The 17364-nt window shown below is 66.6% G+C and carries 15 protein-coding genes; 8 read left to right on the forward strand and 7 right to left on the reverse strand.

Features of this window, described 5'->3' with window-relative positions:
• From ACYVAN_RS22795 to ACYVAN_RS22830, 8 genes are all read left to right on the forward strand, one after another.
• Positions 1–596, forward strand: a 596-nt coding sequence (locus ACYVAN_RS22795) for a (S)-ureidoglycine aminohydrolase (protein ID WP_460962926.1), incomplete at its 5' end; no start/stop codon positions are given.
• A gap of 209 nt (positions 597–805) precedes the next feature.
• Positions 806–1537, forward strand: coding sequence for a class I SAM-dependent methyltransferase (locus tag ACYVAN_RS22800; protein ID WP_460962928.1), 732 nt, complete (start codon positions 806–808; stop codon positions 1535–1537).
• Between the two features lie 70 nt (positions 1538–1607).
• Positions 1608–2423 carry an ABC transporter ATP-binding protein gene (locus ACYVAN_RS22805; RefSeq protein WP_460962930.1) on the forward strand — a complete coding sequence of 272 codons (816 nt, stop codon included), beginning with the start codon at positions 1608–1610 and terminating at the stop codon, positions 2421–2423.
• On the forward strand, positions 2420–3205 hold the full coding sequence (locus ACYVAN_RS22810) for an ABC transporter ATP-binding protein (RefSeq protein ID WP_460962932.1): 786 nt from the start codon (positions 2420–2422) through the stop codon (positions 3203–3205). The genes ACYVAN_RS22805 and ACYVAN_RS22810 overlap by 4 nt, the downstream gene beginning before the upstream one ends.
• 46 nt (positions 3206–3251) lie before the next feature.
• Positions 3252–4523, forward strand: coding sequence for an MFS transporter (locus ACYVAN_RS22815; RefSeq protein ID WP_460962934.1), 1272 nt, complete (start codon positions 3252–3254; stop codon positions 4521–4523).
• A gap of 59 nt (positions 4524–4582) precedes the next feature.
• The gene (locus ACYVAN_RS22820) at positions 4583–6079 is read left to right on the forward strand and encodes an ABC transporter substrate-binding protein (RefSeq protein ID WP_460962936.1); all 1497 of its coding nucleotides are present in this window, start codon (positions 4583–4585) and stop codon (positions 6077–6079) included.
• Positions 6076–7812 (forward strand): ABC transporter permease subunit, encoded by a 1737-nt coding sequence (locus ACYVAN_RS22825; protein WP_460962938.1) that lies wholly within the window; start codon positions 6076–6078, stop codon positions 7810–7812. The genes ACYVAN_RS22820 and ACYVAN_RS22825 overlap by 4 nt, the downstream gene beginning before the upstream one ends.
• A gap of 111 nt (positions 7813–7923) precedes the next feature.
• Positions 7924–8637 carry a hypothetical protein gene (locus ACYVAN_RS22830; RefSeq protein ID WP_460962940.1) on the forward strand — a complete coding sequence of 238 codons (714 nt, stop codon included), beginning with the start codon at positions 7924–7926 and terminating at the stop codon, positions 8635–8637.
• A 321-nt stretch (positions 8638–8958) separates the two neighbouring features.
• Here the strand turns inward: ACYVAN_RS22830 and ACYVAN_RS22835 are convergent, their stop codons facing one another.
• From ACYVAN_RS22835 to ACYVAN_RS22865, 7 genes are all read right to left on the reverse strand, one after another.
• A complete protein-coding gene (locus tag ACYVAN_RS22835; protein WP_460962942.1) occupies positions 8959–9558 on the reverse strand; it encodes a short chain dehydrogenase in 600 nt (199 codons plus the stop codon).
• 240 nt (positions 9559–9798) lie between these two features.
• Entirely contained in the window at positions 9799–11286 is a 1488-nt protein-coding gene (locus tag ACYVAN_RS22840) for a gamma-aminobutyraldehyde dehydrogenase (RefSeq protein WP_460962944.1), read from the reverse strand.
• A gap of 14 nt (positions 11287–11300) precedes the next feature.
• Positions 11301–12398, reverse strand: a complete 1098-nt coding sequence (locus tag ACYVAN_RS22845) for a proline racemase family protein (RefSeq protein ID WP_460962946.1) — start codon at positions 12396–12398, stop codon at positions 11301–11303.
• A gap of 13 nt (positions 12399–12411) precedes the next feature.
• Positions 12412–13314 carry a dihydrodipicolinate synthase family protein gene (locus ACYVAN_RS22850; RefSeq protein ID WP_460962948.1) on the reverse strand — a complete coding sequence of 301 codons (903 nt, stop codon included), beginning with the start codon at positions 13312–13314 and terminating at the stop codon, positions 12412–12414.
• A gap of 4 nt (positions 13315–13318) precedes the next feature.
• On the reverse strand, positions 13319–14056 hold the full coding sequence (locus ACYVAN_RS22855; protein ID WP_460962950.1) for a GntR family transcriptional regulator: 738 nt from the start codon (positions 14054–14056) through the stop codon (positions 13319–13321).
• 43 nt (positions 14057–14099) lie between these two features.
• Positions 14100–15368, reverse strand: coding sequence for an NAD(P)/FAD-dependent oxidoreductase (locus ACYVAN_RS22860; protein ID WP_460962952.1), 1269 nt, complete (start codon positions 15366–15368; stop codon positions 14100–14102).
• A gap of 320 nt (positions 15369–15688) precedes the next feature.
• Complete coding sequence (locus ACYVAN_RS22865; protein ID WP_460962954.1) at positions 15689–17347, reverse strand: PucR family transcriptional regulator; 1659 nt, start codon at positions 17345–17347, stop codon at positions 15689–15691.
• Positions 17348–17364 lie beyond the last annotated feature (17 nt).

Consider the following 17364-nt stretch of genomic DNA (forward strand, 5'->3'; position numbering starts at 1 on the left):
TGGCTCCGGGGGGTGGTAGTGCGCGGCCGGAGCCGGAGCGTGGTGTGGAGTCGGTGGTGTTCGTGCTGGCCGGCCGGTTGCGGCTGGTGTTGGACGGGGTTGGGTATGAGCTTTCTGCGGGTGGGTATGCGTATGTGCCGGCGGGGGCGGAGTGGTCGGTGGTCAACGATGCCGATGAGCGTGTGAGTTTTCAGTGGGTGCGTAAGGCTTATGAGCCGTTGGAGGGCTACGAGCCGGTCGGGTTCGCGGTGCAGGAGCAGGACATCGCTGCCACGCCGATGCCCGATACGGATGGTGCGTGGGCCACGACCCGGTTCGTGGATCCGGACGATCTTGCCCATGACATGCACGTCAATATCGTGACGTTCGCTCCGGGGGCGGTCATCCCGTTCGCCGAGACGCACGTGATGGAACACGGTATCTATGTCCTGGAGGGCAAGGCCGTCTATCGGCTCAACGGTGACTGGGTCGAGGTCCAGGCAGGCGACTTCATGTGGCTCCGCGCGTTCTGCCCCCAAGCCTGCTACGCCGGCGGACCCGAACCCTTCCGCTACCTCCTCTACAAAGACGTCAACCGCCACATCACCCTCACCTAAACCCCACCACCCCGCACCGCCAACAACTGGACCCGCCGACGAAATCGACCACCGAGCCCGCCCGCCGACCTCGCCCGGACAGCTAATGCATAACTATGGCAATTGCATGCTTGCTGCTGTAGCGTTCTCCGGCGGTGTGGGCGGGTCTTGCGTGGTCGCAGCAGTGCCGCCCTTGCCGCGCACAGCACGTCGAGTCGAGGAGTGAGTTCGTGGAGGCGGTCCCGGAGGGCGTGGTGTCCTATTGGAACGGACGTGCCCGGAATGGATATGACCTGCAGCCGGGGCAAGATGCGGCGCGCGAGGGGTGGGCGCTGCGTGTCGGCCCGCTGATCGCCGAAGCGGTCGGTCGTGGTGCTCGCGTCCTCGACAGTGGATGCGGCACGGGTTTCCTGGCTCGGCTGCTGGCGGTGGAGGGGTGTCACGTCACCGGTCAGGACCTTTCGCCCGGAATGCTGCAGGTGGCGACCGAACGCGCTGTGGACGAAGACCTGGCGGTCGAGTGGTTGGTTGGTTCGGCGGAGGAACCGCCGAGTGGACCGTTCGACGCGGTGGTGCTGCGCAACGTGCTGTGGACGTTGCCGGATCCCGGCGCGGCCCTGCGCGCGTTGCGAGAGGTGTTGCGTCCAGGTGGGCTGGTGCTGATCAGCGATGCCCAGTGGGGTGCGGCCGACGTCGGCGACGAGGTCGTGGAGGAACGGTTCAACAGTTGCTATGCCGGTGCGGTCGACGCACTTCCGTTCGCGGCCGGAGTCGATTTCGCCGAGTGCGCCGCACTGGTGCGGCAAGCGGGTTTCGGTGAGGTCATCGAACACACCTCACTGTTCGCCGAGGCGCCGTATCCGAGTGCACCGGGTTTCTTCCTGATGACGGCCCGTGTCTCCGGGGAGCGCGAGGATGTGCTCGTCGCGGCCGACCAGGGGGCCGGGCACCAGAAGATCTAATGAAAATGATACTCATGAGCTTGTGGACCTAGTGCAGGCAATCGCGGGATCTGAGAGTCGTTGCGGCCCGGTGTTGGAAGTCGACGGGCTGACCGTCGAGCTCGGCGATCGCCGGGTCGTCGACGCCGTGGATTTCCGCCTCGCGCGCGGTGAACGACGAGGGCTGATCGGCGCTTCGGGGTCCGGCAAGTCGCTGACCGGCTTGTCCCTGTTGGGGCTGCTACCGGCCGGGGCTGCCGTGTCCGGCAGCGTCCGGTTCGAGGGAACGGAACTGCTCGGGTTGCCTGAGTCACGGTTGGCGCGGCTGCGGGGGAGCTCAATGGCCATGGTGTTCCAGGATTCGCTCTCCGCGCTGAATCCGTTGGTACGGGTCGAGCGGCAGGTCGCCGAACCTCTGCGTCGACACGGTGGACTGTCCCGGTCCGAAGCCCGGGCAGCGGTGATTGGATTGCTGGAACGGGTGCGGTTCGCCGATCCGGAACGCGTGGCTCGGTGCCGCCCACCAGAGCTCTCCGGTGGGCAGCGGCAGCGCGTCGCGCTCGCGATGGCACTGGCTTGCCGTCCTGCGGTGCTCATCGCCGACGAACCGACCACGGCACTCGACGTCACGGTGCAGGCCGAAGTGCTCGGTCTGCTTACGGACATCGTCGCCGAGGAAGACGGGCCTGCGTTGCTGTTCGTCTCGCACGACCTTCCCGTGGTGGCCCGGACCTGTGAGAACGCCATGGTGATGGACGGTGGCTCGATCGTCGAGAACGCGGCGGTGACCGAACTGATCCACGCACCGCAGCACCCGCGGACGGCCGAGCTGGTCTCCAGCGCTCTCGAATGGGAGGCGACCGGAGGGGGACCGGTGCGGGCGTCCGACAGCGAGGTGCTGTCATGAGCCTGCTTCGGGCGACTGCGCTGCACCGCACCTACCGGGGCAGCTCGCGGGGCCTGTTACGCCCGGCACGCCACATTCCCGCGGTCAACGGGGTGGACCTCGAACTGGCTGCGGGGGAACGGGTCGGAATCGTCGGCGAGTCCGGGTGCGGCAAATCTACGTTGCTGCGATTGCTGCTGGCACTCGAAGCTCCGGACGCGGGCAAGGTGCACTACCAGGACCGGCGAGTGCTGCCCGACCGGGCCGGTCGGTTGCGGTGGTTCCGGTCCGAGGTGCAGATGATTCCCCAGGACCCGTGGTCGTCGCTCAATCCCCGGATGCGTGTCGGTGACGTCGTGGCGGAACCGTTGCGGTGTCTACGCATTCCCGGTGAGCACGATGAGCGGGTCGCGGAAGTGCTGCGCGCCGTCGGCTTGGAGCCGGAGACCGCCGGCCACCGCCCCGGTGAGTTTTCCGGTGGTCAGCGACAGCGCATTGCGATCGCCCGTGCATTGGCGCCGTCGCCGCGGTTCCTACTGGCAGACGAACCGGTCACCGCGCTGGACGCGTCGGTGCGTTCGCGCGTCCTGCACTTCCTGCGGGAGCTGGTCGAACGAGAAGGGCTCGGCTTGCTGCTGGTCACCCACGATCTCGCGGTCGTGCGGCGGGTCTGTGACCGAGTGCTGGTCATGCGCGCCGGCGAGATCGTCGAACGCGGCAGCGTCGGCGAGATCTTCGATGCTCCACGGCACGACTACACCCGAGCTCTGCTCAGCTCGGTGCCCAGTCTGGCCGACGTGTGAAGTCGCCATCTTTCTCCCGTTCTCGGATCGTTCGAAGGAGTGCTCAGTGACCGCCGTCGGCACGCGGCGAAATCCCGTCACCAGACGCTGGTCGTTGTTGGGCCAGTTCGGCAGGCTGCCCGGCATCGCCCGCTTGTTACTGCTGACCCAGCTCGCGTTCAACGTGGGTTTCTACCTGGTGGTGCCCTTCCTGGCGGTGCACCTGGCGGCGGATCTCGCCCTGGCGGGCTGGGCGATCGGCATCGTTCTCGGCATCCGAACATTCAGCCAGCAGGGGATGTTCGTGGTCGGAGGTGCGTTGGCCGATCGCTACGGGGCCAAACCCACGATCTTGGCGGGCTGCGTGATCCGCATCGTCGGCTTCGTGGTGCTGGCAGCGGCGGATTCGTTCGCCACCGTCGTCGCCGGCACGGTCCTCATCGGATTCGCCGCCGCGCTGTTCTCCCCGGCAGTGGAAGCAGCCCTGGCCAAGCAAGGTGTGGAGCTGGAGGAACGCGGCATCATCACGCGGACCGAGCTCTTCGGGTTGTTCGCGGTGTGCGGCGAGGTCGGCGCGGTCACCGGCCCGCTCCTCGGTACCGCGCTGCTCGGCGTCGATTTCGGATTGGGGTGCTCGGTGGCCGCCGGTGTCTTCGTGCTCATCCTCATCGCCCACGCGCGCTGGCTACCTCCGAGCGAGGGCGACGGTCGGCGCCGCCTGTTCGCGAGCTGGGCGAAGATCATCCGCAACCGGACGTTCCTGATCTTCGCGGCCGCCTACAGCGCCTACTTGCTCAGTTACAACCAGCTCTACTTGGCGTTGCCGGTCGAGCTCGGGCGCGCCGGTTCCGAGGGTGCACTGGGATGGATGTTCGCGCTCGCCTCGGTCATGGTCGTGTTCGGCCAGCTCCCCCTGGCGTCATGGGCGCGTACTCGGCTCGGCGCGGGCAGGGCGCTGCCGCTGAGTTTCGGGTTGTTGAGCCTGGCGTTCGCCGTGGTGGCCGGTTGCGCGCCGTGGACACCGGTGCCGGGGCCATTCGCCGTCGCACCGGCCGTGCTGTTCGTGGCGCTGTTGACCCTGGGCCAGATGTTGGCCGTTCCGGTGGCACAGGACTTGGTCCCGCGACTGGCGAGGGAGGCCGATCTCGGTTCGTACTACGGATTCCTCTCGTCCGCGGGTGGCCTGGCTGTGTTGGTCGGTAGTGGCGTCGCTGGGGGAATGCTCGATTTGGCCGCCGAGCCCGCTCCGGAGGCGGCGTTGCCCTGGTTGTTCCTGGCCGCGCTGCCCGCTGTGGGCGGTCTCACGCTGCTGGTGCTCTCCCGACGCCTATACAAATGAAAACCATTGTCTATAGGCTGCGCGATGTCATTCGCCCGTACCGAAGGAGGTCGGCTCCCATGCCGATGCGCACAACGAAAGCTCGTTGCGCGGGGAGCATTCTGGCCAGCGCACTCGTGCTTTCGGGCTGCTTCGCCGGCACCGGAGGCGACAGCGGGGGTGATCGGATCAGCGTGGGACTGGCTTTTCAGCCCGCCGCCGCGATGTCGCCGTACAGCGATGACGCCGTGCTGCTCAGCAAGCTCGGGGCCGCCGAGACGCTGGCCGTGTTGGATCGCGAAGGCGACCCCCAGCCGGTACTGGCGGAGAGCTGGAATCGGACCGCTCCGGATACCCTGCGGGTGACGCTGCGCCCGGGTGTGACGTTCCACGACGGCACTGCGCTGACCGCAGGACACGCGGCCGACGCGCTCACGCACGCCACCCATGCCACCACCACGCCCCGCGCCCTCAGCGACATCGAGCTCGCAGCCGAACCGACGGGCGAACGCACGCTCGAGGTGTCGACCTCCGAACCCGACCCCATCCTCGAACAACGCCTCACCTCGCCGGAACTGGCGATCCTGGCCCCATCCGCCTACGCCGACGACCCGGCGGCGCCGGACCCCGTACGAGCTGGAACGGGCCCATACGTGCTGGACGGCGTGCAGGAGACGAACGCGACTCTCAGCGCGAATCCCGACTACTGGGGTGGCGCGCCGCAGTCGTCGGGAATCGACGTGCGGTTCATCCCGGACGGCGCGAGCCGGGTGGGCGCGTTGCGCGCAGGAGAGGTCGACATCATCGACGCGGTCCCCGTCTCCCAACTATCCACGATCAAGGACCAGGAGGTACTCGAATTCCCGTTGCCGCGTCTGGTCGGCGCCCACCTCAACACGCGGAAAGGCCCGTTCACCGACCCCGCGTTGCGGGCCGCCGCGCGCGAAGCGGTTGATTCCTCCGAGATCGCCGAAAGCATCTACGCCGGGCACGCCGACCCGGCCCGAGGCCTTTTCGGGCCGGCGAGCCCGTGGGCGGCGGACACGGACACCCCGGAGCGGAGCGAAACCAACCCCGGCAAGCCGCACGGCCGCCAGATCCGGGTGGCAACCTACGACGAACGTCCGGAACTCCCGGAAATCGCCTCGGTGGTCGCCGAGAAGCTGCGCTCCGCGGGCTTCCGCGTCGAGGACGTCGTGGTCCAGGATTACTCCACAATGGAGTCCGAACTGCTTGACGGTGCCTACGACGTGGTCATCGGTACCCGCTCGTACTCGCTCGACACCGGCGACCCGATCAGCTACCTGGGCACGGACTGGACCTGCGATGGCAGCTACAACCTGTCCCTGCTGTGTGACCGGAGCATCGACGCCGCCATCGCCGACGCGGCCGCGACCGGGGGGCACGAGCGCAAGGCCGCTGCGTCGCGGATCGCCGGGCAAGTGCTCAGCAGCGACGCGATCATCCCGCTGGCGCATGAGCGCACCCGGATCGGCATCGCGGACGGTCTTCGGGGCGTTGCCGAGGACAGCTTCGAACGACGGTTGATCACGGCAGAGACGGTTCCCGGCGCATGAATCGGATCCCGCCTCTCGTAACAGTTTCCACGCTGCGGGGACTGTTCGTCGTCGTGGGCGCGCTCATCGGCCTCGTGGCTGTCGTTGGTTCGCTCCCGTGGCTCAGCGGCGATGATCCGGCACAGACGGTGTTGCGTGCGCGTTCGGCCGAGCGCGCGCTCGATCCGGCCGTGCTGGATTCGATCCGAGCCGATCTCGGCATCCCGGACGACCCGGTCACCGGCACGCTTGCCTGGCTTGCGGGAGCGTTACGCGGCGACTTCGGGGAATCCTGGGTGACCGGCACTCCGGTGTCCACATCGGTCACCTCCGCGCTGGGGATCTCGATGACTCTCGCGGGCGCGGCAAGCGTGATCTGCCTCGGATGCGCCCTGCTCGTTCTGGCGCCGAGCCTGTGGCGGGCGACCCGAACCGGCCACGCCTCCGGTCGCGGTGCCGCCGCGGTGGGAGCGCTGCTGGCCGCACTGCCGGAGTTTCTGCTCGCGACAGTGCTGCTCGTGGTCGTCGCAGTGCATTGGGGACTGGCTCCCACCTCCGGCTGGGCAGGGCCGGCGAACGTGCCGCTTCCGGCACTGGCGTTGGGTGTTCCCGCTGCGGGCGTACTCAGCCGCGTGCTGTCGAGTGCGATCGACAGCACGCTCGCCGAGACGTGGGTGCGTACCTGGCGGGCCACCGGTTTCCGTCGCACCTCGGTGGTGGTCGCTGTGCTGTATCGAGCCGTGGCGGTGGCGTTTCCGCAGATCGTGCTGCTGTTCATCGGTCTGCTCGGTTCATCGGTGGTTGTCGAAACGATCTTCGCCATTCCCGGCTTGGGGGAAATGGCTCTGCACGGGGTGCTCGCACAGGACCTGCCCGTGGTGCAGGCATGCGTTGCCGTCCTGGTCCTGCTCGGGCTGGGATTCGGAGCGGCGGGCATCCTCGTGCATCGGCGCATGATGGGCCCGGCCCTGCACAGCTCTGGCCTGACGCCCGGTTTACCGCCGCGACCCGCTCGCAGCTCGGGGTGGGGAGCCGGTGTGGCCGCAGTGCTCGGCACGGCCGTGGTGGTCGGGTTGCTGCGAGATCCGCACGCCGTCGCCCTCACCGAGCGCTTGCAGTCGCCCTCGGTGGTCTCTCCGCTGGGTACTGACGCACTGGGCCGCGACCTGCTCGCTCGGCTCGGGCACGGCGCCTTGCTGAGCATGGGAGTCTCGGTCGCGATCAGCGCGGTTTCGCTCGCGATCGGCCTGCTCGCCGGAATGGTGGGCACTCGCGGCCGTGCCGGTGTGGCGGACGTCCTCAACGCGGTACCACCGGTGCTGGCCGGAATCGTGGTGGCCGCCGCGGCCGGACCAGGGATGCTCAGCGCTTCTGTCGCGGTGTGCCTGGTCGCGTGGATCCCGTTGGCGGTGCACAGCCGGACGCTCGCCGCCGAGGTTCGGGCGTCCGGCTTCGTGCAGGCGGCAGTGACCAGCGGTGCCGGACGTGGAGAGATTCTGCTGCGGCATCTGCTGCCGTCGATCCTGCCACTGGTGGCGCGCCACGCCCTCGTCCGAATCCCGCACAACGCGCTCGCCCTTGCAGGACTGGGATTCCTCGGACTCGCCGCCCCGCACGACTCCCCGGAATGGGGAGCGATGCTGTCCCAATCCCTCGACTACGTGGAGGTCGCTCCCTGGACGGTGTTGGTGCCCGCGACCGGGTTGGCGATGCTCGGGATAGTCGCCGGGCTACTCCCCACCGACCGCGATTGATGCGCGTTCAAACCGCGCAGTCCAATGTTGCGAACCCACCGACGAGAGCGTCGCCGATCGGGCCGGCGCGTCCGCGGAATACGACGCCACTGTTCGTGCGACCGTGACGCCGTGGCACCTTCTCAGCACGACGACAGGCAGTCCGGCGTTGGGCTCGCACTGACCACCGCCGCGTTCTTGTTTGTCCTCGTACGGCTGTTCGCGGTCTCCGGTGGCGATTGGCACACAGCATTCGCCGTCCTGCACACGCTCGACCTCAATGACGGAATCGGAATCGTGCTGGGCACGCTGATGGGCAACTCGCTGATCGCCGCGAGCTTCCTCGCTCTGCTGGTCCCGGTCGCTGCCTTCCGCGCCGCAACCGCTCTGCGCGGCATCTGGGAAGGCAGAAGACATGTCCTGGAGGGACAGCCCACCGAACCACTCCACGTCAATGGCTTGCTCCTGCTGCTGATCACTCTGATGGCCATGTTCGTCTACACGTGGAGCTTCCATGCCTGGTGGGTGCCGTTGCTCGCGGCCGTCGTCGGCGCAGTGGTCCTCGGAATCGCCCGCGCGGTGCGGACCCGCCCACAGCGGGCGGTCCGGTGGGTGAGCCACCACCTCGGAGTACTGATCGTTGCGGCCATGCTGACGGCTGCGGCGACCACCGACATCCCGTGGGTTCCTCTGGAGCGAATCGGCCTGCATGACGGAAACGAACTACGCGGATACGTGATGCAGGCCGAGCCCGGTTTTCTCAAGGTACTGACCGAACGTGATCGGGAGTTTCTCATCGTGCCGGACACGGCGGTAACGTCGCGGCAGGAGATTCCCGTGCACTGAGGTGGACGGTGTCGCATCACCGATCGGTTGCGGTAATTCCGCCCGGTGGCGTCCCTGCGACGTCGACTTGACGAGCTGCGGTGTTCACCCCAGCCTTCGTGCTCGGACGCCGCATGAACATTCTGGTGGTGTCCGGCAGCGGTGACCGCCAAACGCCGCCAACAGCAGCCGGCACGATCGCCGACATGCCTGACAACGTAGTGAAGCTCCCGAAGGTGCCAGTGAGCGTGGTTTGCGGTGCTCTGGCCGGGGGCCTCACTCGTTGATCAGGGCATGTTCAGCGCCACGCCTTGGTGGGAAGCGAATCAGTGGTCCGAGGTGTCAAGGCAGCTGGAAAATGCGGCCCGTCTCGGCCCTTTCGATCGAGCGAACATAGGCGTTGGCGACATTTCGAACCGGAATGGGTTCTTCACCGGGGAAGAGGTGGCCGACGGTTTTCATGGACTCGGCGAAGACCGTGGGGCTGACAGCATTGACCCGTTGCGGGGCGATTTCAAGTGCGGCCGCACGGACGAAGGCTTCGACTGCTCCGTTGGCAGCCGACGCAGCTGAACTCGTCACGACCGGTTCCTTGGCGAGGACACCGGTGATGAGCGTGAACGATCCTCGTTCGGGAACGACGCTGATGCCGCGCCGCACGAGTTCGATCTGTCCCAGCGCCTTGTTCAACAGGCTTTCGCGGTAGCTCTCGTAGCTGAGTGCGTGGACGCGGTCGTAGACGACGTGACCGGCGGCGCATGCTACGGCGTCCACGGCGCCGACGGTGTCGTAGAGCCGTGCGATCGACTCCGGGGTGCCGATGTCCACCGGGTGTTCCGGATGCGACCGGCTCGCCTCGACGACCTCGTGTCCGCGTTCTTCCAGTACCGTTTGCACTTTGCTGCCGAGTCGGCCGGTGTTGCCGATGAGAAGGATCCGCATTGTCATATCACCTGGATTGTTGGAGGCATGAGTTCTCGCCCGTAGATTGTCGAACAAGCTACTCGGAGATATGGGTGTGAAGCGACGCGGCTCATTCCGAGCGCGGTGTCATGCAACCTCCTTCCGGATGTCTGTCCGCGGGGAACGGCTCGGACGCCGCGGCGAAATCAGCGACGTGTCGAGCCGTTGCGGCTTCGGCGTGCGTTGGACGTCGGACTCGGCCCAGGCAGCGCCGGCGCGTCAGCGTGTGGTGAAGACCAGGTGGTGCCAGCTCTTGTGGCTCTCTCCGGTGATGTCCGACATCACGTGTTTGACGTTGGTGTACTCCTCGAACGAGTAGGCGGACATGTCCTTGCCGAAGCCCGAGGAACGGTATCCGCCGTGGGGCATTTCGCTGATGATCGGAATGTGGTCGTTGATCCACACGCATCCGGCCCGGATCTCACGGCTGGCCCGCTGGGTGCGGAACACATTCCGGGACCACGCGGACGCGGCGAGCCCGTAGGGTGTGTCGTTGGCCAAAGTGAGCCCTTCGTCATCGCTGTCGAAGGGAAGGCAGGCCAGCACCGGTCCGAAGACCTCTCGTTGGACGATCTCCGAGTTCTGCGCGGCATCGGTGATCAACGTGGGTTCGTAGTAGGCCCCGGCTTCCGGCGTGTGGTTCGGGATGGTTCCGCCGCGCACGACCTTGGCGCCGTCGTGGCGTGCACGGTCGACCATGTGGGCAACCCGGTCGCGGTGCTCCAGCGAGATGAGGGAGCCCATGTCGGTGGCGGGATCGTCGGCGGGACCGAGCTGGACCTCGTCCATCAGCTCGGCGACTCGTTGGACGAACGCGTCGTACAACGGGCGTTGCACATACGCTCGGGTAGCGGCGGTGCAGTCCTGCCCGGTATTGATGAGCGCTCCGGCCACGGCCCCTCGTGCAGCGGCTTCGAGATCGGCATCGTCGAAGACGACGAACGGTGCCTTTCCACCGAGTTCGAGGTGGACGCGTTTCACCCCGCCCGCGGTGGTGGCGGCGACCTTTCGGCCTGCTGCTGTCGAACCCGTGAACGAGACCATGGACACGTCATCGTGTTCCACCAGCGCCTGCCCTGCGGCCTCACCGTGGCCGGTGACGATGTTGATGACACCGTTGGGAATGCCGGCTTCACGGGCGGATTCAGCGAACATGATCGAGGTCAACGGTGTCATCTCGGACGGCTTGAGCACGATCGTGTTGCCGGCGGCGACGGCGGGCAGTACCTTCCATGCCGCCATCTGCAACGGGTAGTTCCACGGTGCGATCGCACCGACGATGCCAATTGGTTCCCGCCGGATGGTCGAGGTGTGTTCTCCCGAGTACTCGGCGGCCGCCTTGCCCTCGAGATTGCGGGCGGCCCCGGCGAAGAACGTGACGTTGTCGATCACACCAGGGACGTCGAACCCCTCGGCGAGCTTGATCGGTTTTCCACCGTTGCGACTCTCGGTGACTGCGAGCTCGCTGCTGCGCTTCTGCAGGATGTCCGACCAGCGCAGCATCGCGGCCGACCGTTCGCCGGGTGGCGTGGCTGCCCACTCGGCGAACGCCTGGTGAGCGGCGGCGACCGCGTCGTCGACGTCGGCAGCGGTAGCAGCGGCTCCGGTGAGAACGAGGTCCCCGGTAGACGGATCGAGAATCGACAACGTGTCGCCGCGACCCTCGCGGCGTTGTCCTGCGATGAACTGAAGCCCTTGCTGACTCATCTGTTCTCCAAGCTTCACGGTTCGGAGAGGTTGGCGACCGTGGAAGCGGCGGTGTCGGGACCCCACAGGTCACCCAACGTGTAACCCTGGGGGAAGGGGTCGTCGTCATCGAGGACGTGCTGGCTGAACCCGGTGATCCATCCCCGCCCGGTGATGGTCGGCGACACCGCCGGATACTGCCCGACTTCTGTGGTGTCGAGCAGATTTCCGGTGAATGTCGTGCCGAGCAGGCTCTCGTGGACGAAAGGACTGCCCGGCGTGAGTTCCCCCCGTGCGTGCAGGGCCGCCATGCGGCCGCATGTTCCCGTTCCGCACGGTGAGCGGTCCAGCGACCCGGTCCAGGTCCGCGGATCGGTCAGCTCTACCTCCCCGTTGGGCAGAACCACGGTGTTGCGTCCCGAGACGCCGGGTGTCGGTGAGATACCGTGGATCATGGCCAGCGCGATGTGATCGATGTCGGGATTGTGCGGGTGGCTGACCGGGAACTGTTGCTGTGCTGCGGTCCGAAGCACCGCGCCCGCTCGAGCGAGGTCCTTGGCCGCCGTGGGAACCAGGTCCACGCCGAGGTCGGAAGCCTTGGCCTGCACGAAGAACTGACCGCCGAAGACGATATCCACCGGAACTTTCCCGTATTCCGGAAGGTCCAGCACGTGATCGAGCGCAACGGCGAAAGCGGCAACGTTGTGCAGGGTGACCCGGGTGACCTTGCCGCGGGTGACCTCGGCGCGGACCTCGATCGGGCCTACCGCGGTATCCGCGACGACCTCGGTGACCGGTTCCTCGACAGGCAACGCACCTGTTTCCAGCAGCGCCGTCACGGCACAGATGAGGTTGCTTCCGGACATCGGCCGGAAGCCCCCTTGCTCGAGCACCACGAGACCGAAATCCGCGGCGGGGTTGACGGGTGGCAGGATGAGGTTGGCACACAAGCCCGGGTAGCCACGGGGTTCACGCAGCAGGAGCAAGCGCAGGGCGTCGAGGTGGTTTCGGCAGTACTGCAGTCGTTCGGCCATGGTCTCGCCTTTGACGTGCAGGTTGCTGCCGATCAGCACGCGCCCCGGTTCGCCTTCCGCGTGGACGTCGACGGTGTGGATGATCTGCTTCGAGATCACGATGTGTCTCCCTCTAGCTCTCGGTGACGCCCACGCCGGCCTGCCTCAGAAGCTGCCGGAGCTCCTCGCGGTACTGCGTGGCCAGCGGGAGCACGGGACGTCGCATCGGTCCCGCGTCCTGCCCGATTAGCTCAACGCCCGTCTTGATCGCGCAGGCGTAGTTGTGCGATTCGAGGAACTGGCAGATCGGGAAGATCTTGGACCACAGCGCACGAGCGGCGGTGAGATCGCCGCGCACCGCCAGCGCGTCGTAGAACTCCGCGCACAGTCGAGGAATCACGCTCGCGGTGCCCCAGACGCTCGCCGTCGCGCCGACGGAGAGCCCGTAGAACGACAACGTGTCGAAACCGTTGAGGGCAGTGATGTCGTCCGCGTGGTTTTGCAGGATGTCGGTGAACTTCGGCGCGTCTCCGCCGGTGTCCTTGAACGAGGTGACTCCGGTTTTGCGGGCGAGCTCGGCGAATTGTTCCACTGTGAGGTCGACGCCGGTGGCCGCGGGGATGTTGTAGTACATGATCGGCACATCGACCGCGTCCGATACCGCACCGTAGTGCACGAGGAGCTCGGCCCAGGACGGCGGGTCGTAGAACGGGGGAACGACCATGACCGCGCTCGCGCCGGCTCGACTGGCGTGTCGGCTCAACTCCACGGTCTCGGCCGTACTCAGCGCGCCGGTACCGGCGACGACGGGAACACGGTCTGCGGCGGCATCAACGTAGAGCTCGGTGACCTGTTTGCGTTCGCTCGTGGTCAGCGTTGTGAATTCCCCAGTGCTACCGCCCGGAACGAGACCGTTGACGCCTCCGGAGAGAATGTGCTCGGTCTGCCGCTTGACCCCCTCAGTGTCCACGTCGGACCCGTCTGCGGTCAGCGGAGTCACGACGGCGGCGAGGATTCCCGTGAAATCGTTGCTCATCAATTTACTCCTCCGTGTCGGAATCATCAGTGTTGCGCATCAGGTCGACGAGTTCTTCGGCGCTGGAGCGGATGTGGAACTCCACCTCGGCGCGGACACGCTCGATTTCGCCGGATTCGATGGCCTGTACCAGGCGCTCGTGCATTTCGAGGTCGCGTTGCGGGTCGTTTCGGGTGGCTTGGTCGACGGTCATCGCCATCCGGATCTGCGCGGCTACCAGCGGCCAGATCCGGACCAACATCTCGTTGCCCGAGTGCATCCACAACGTGCGATGGAATTCCAGGTGGGTCATGTCGGAGGCGACCACGTCACCGGCCTCTATCGCGCGCTCGTGCGCCGCCTGGGCGTCGCGCAGCGCCGCCAGGCCGATCTTCGCCGGCTCCTCGGCCAGGCGGATAGCTGCCACGCTCTCCAGGGAGACCCGGACCTCGGCGAGGCTCAGCAGGGCCTCCGGGCTGGTTTGCGCGACCCGGATGCCCTTGTACGGTTCCTGGACCAGTGCACCTTCGTGGATGAGCTCGTGTAGCGCTTCGCGCAAGGTCGGCCGGCTCACGTTCAACACCGCGGCGAGCTCGACTTCCTTGAGCCGCTGCCCGGGCTCGAGTTCTCCGCTCAACAGCGCGCGGCGAACCGCCTCGGCGACTTCTTCACGGCGTGTCCCTCCGCTGACCGGTTGCAATCCGCGGACGGTCGGTGCTGCGGGGGCCTGCTCCGCCGCGACATGCTGTTCGGGGGTGGGCATGGTCAGGTGCTCCCTACTTCACGGGCCGTGGAATGGTCGGCCTTCATCGGCCGCGTCGAGTGGTTGGGCGGCGCCGGGCGAATCGGTCCGGGGAAACTTCCTCGGCGACACGAGACGTGTGGCGGCGAGTGATGGTTTCCGTGATGATCTCGGCTGTTCCCGGTGCCAACGTCAGGCCCAACATGCCGTGTCCGGATGCGATGTAGGCGTTGGTGAGGTCGCCGAGCCGGCCGATGATCGGTAGACCGTCCGGGGTCATCGGGCGCAGCCCTGCCCAGGGTGCCCCGGCACCGGCCGGGTTGTTCCAGCCGACGAATGCTTCAGCTGCGGCACGTTCGATGGCCTTCACCCGGGGAGTGCTGATTTTGTCGTCCCACCCACCGAATTCCATGGTTCCGGCGATCCGAAGCATTCCGTTCAGCGGCGTCACGGCTACACGGGCGTCTTCCAGAGTGAGGGCGCTACGCAACCGGATCGGGTTGGGTGAGTAGTCGATGCTGTATCCCTTACCGGGCCGGATCGGCAGGGGTACGCCGAGGCGTTTGGAAAGGGGGCCGCTCCAGGCGCCGGCAGCGAGCAGTAGTGCATCCCCGGTGATGTTCCCGGAATCGGTCGCCACCCCGCTGACGGTATTGCCCTGTTGCAGGAAACGGTGCACCTCGGTGTTCTCACGGATGTCGACGCCGAGCTCACGACAGCGTTTGACCAAACCGGTCGTCAGTGAGTCCGGCTCGACCTGCCGGTCGTCGGGAAAGTACAGCCCATGGCGGATACGGGATGACAGGGCCGGTTCGTGGGCCTGGACCTCGTCGCCGTCCAGTCGATCCGGATGCATGCCGAAGCCCTCGAAGATGTCCAGGGAGTCGACCTGTTCCGCATAGCGTTGCCTGGTTTCGAAGGCCAACAGCACCCCGGCCTTGTGCATTTCGAAACTGATTCCGTCAGCCGCGTAGTCCTCGAGCAGGTCTACCGCGTCGGAAGCCAGACGCAGATGCGTTTGCAGCCCGGACCTGAAGTCGCGTTCGTTGCAATGGCGCGCCATGGCCATCATGAACTTGACGAAGTCCGGCGCCAACGAGGGCTTGATCCACAATGGACTGTCGGGTTTGAGGAGCCAGCGCAATGATTGCAGGATCACTCCGGGAGCCGGAACGGGCCCGCTTTCGGCCAATGCGATCTTCGCGGCGTTGCCGTGCGACGCCGCGGAGCCTACGGTTCGTGTTTCGAGGACGACGACCTCACAACCGGCTTTGGCGAGCCGGTAGGCGCTGGCCAGGCCAACTACGCCGCCACCGACGACAACGATCCGCATAACGGTTCGACCTCCTGACCTGGGCGGGAACGATTCGATGTAGCAGCGGGGGACTAAACCGCGATGACCAAATGCAAATTGTCAAACAATCTGCGTCCTGTGAGCGGCAACACTAGGCTGGCCGGGTGGCCGTGTCAATGAGGGGCTGGAGCTTCGCCCGCTGTATCGATGAGACCGGGAACTCGATGGGAATGCGGATGCTTTCCCGACGTGCATAGCGGGCGCTGAGCCAGCGGCCGAGGCCTCGAGTGGCCGAGTGCCTGTCGTCCGGTCGAACCTTGATTCGTCGAGGCGCCCTCGGGGAGGAAGCCGAGATCGAGCTATCCCGGGGTGTCGTCCTGCTTGCCCCGGAGTTCACGCAGCAGCGCGGCGACGTGCAGTGACACGCGCGATTCGGCATCCGAGAGGTCCACACCGAGCACGGACTCGATCGTGGCGAGTCGGTTGTACAGCGCTGGCCGGCTGAGATGCGAACGTCTGGCCAGTTCTGTCTTGTTGCCACCGTGGCGTAGGAAATCGCCGAGCATGTCGACGAGGTCGGTGCGGTGGTCCGCGTCATGAGTGAGTAGCGGGCCGAGTTCGGCCTCGGCGAACGCGACCAGTCGGGGATCGTCGCGGAGCAGTGAAAGCACGCCGCGAAGGCGCACATCCGCGCTGCGGTAGAACAAGCGGTTCCCCCCGCTGCGCGGCTGCTGCACGGCCGCGACCTCCGCGGCGTGCGCGGATTCGTCGATCAGCGGACCAATGCCGGCGAGTGTGGTTCCGGAGCGTCCGACTCCGATCACCCAGACGGATTCGGCGCTCTCTGCGGCGATCCGCTCGTGCACAGCCGGAGCGAACCGGTCCAGCACCTGGCCCTCGTCCCCGGAGGTCAGTCCCAGCACGGCGGTGACGGCGCCCGGCCGAGTGGCGGCGACCAGGCCCGGTTGGCCCGTGTCGCGCAGATGAGCGGCAACGATATCGCGAATACGGGCAGCCGGGTCGCCATCCGGATCACTGCCGACCTCGACGCGCGTCCGGCCAGTCCGGGGGCGGGTGGGCATGAGCGTGAGCGGGAGGTAGTGGGCGCTGGGCGTGAGTCCGGCGGCGGACGCGCGGGCGCGGAGATCAGGTCCGTCGATCGCCCGTCCGGCCAACAGTTCCGCGAGGAGTCCTGTATGGGTGCGGTGCTCCTCGCCGCGACGTTCGCGTTCGATCAGGCGCGCGACCGTGAGGGCCTGAGCCGTCCGTTCGAGCAAGGTGAGTGCCGCGTCATCGGCCAGAGTTCCGCCGAGAAGAACCAGCCTTCCCCACGGGCTGCGACGGGGGCCCACCAACGAAGCGATCCAGCGTTCATTGCCGAAAGGCATGCTGATCCCGTCCCCTGCGGCGCGGGACCGCCGTTCCCACTGATCGAGGACTTGGGCGGCTGACGCATCGCCGAGCTCGTAGGTGATCACGTGATGCCCGAGGTCCTCCAATACGAGTGGTGCGCCCGCCAAGAGCCCTCCCTGGTGGAGGATCTCGTCTGATCCGGCGGCTTCGACGGCGAGTTCGGAGAAGGCCCGGTGTACTCGCTCGGAGAAGCTCAGCCGCTCGACCTGCTCATCGACGATGCGTGCGTGCACTGCCTCCGTGAGAGCGACGAACCGCAGCGGGCGATGCAGCACCACAAGCGGGAATTCCAATCTGCGCGCGGTCCGTACGAGCCCTCGTGGGGGCTCCTGGAACCGGCGTCCGAGTTCGAGGACCAGCCCCGCGGCCCCTGCGCGATCGAGGTTGTGCAGGTAATCGTGCTGCTCAGCATCAGTTCGGCCGATTCCGATGCCGGTTGTCAGGATCAGCTCACCGCCCTTCAGCAACGTCGACAAGTCCTCGAGCTCGCTGACGTGCACCCAGCGCACCGGGCGATCGACGGTGGCTGGTGAGAGGACTTCCGGAACCGCGTGCTGGACGAGCGGCTCAGTCACGATGTCGCCCACGGTCAACTGTCGCACCACGCACCTCATTCTACTGA

This window comes from Parasphingorhabdus pacifica, from assembly GCF_054779195.1.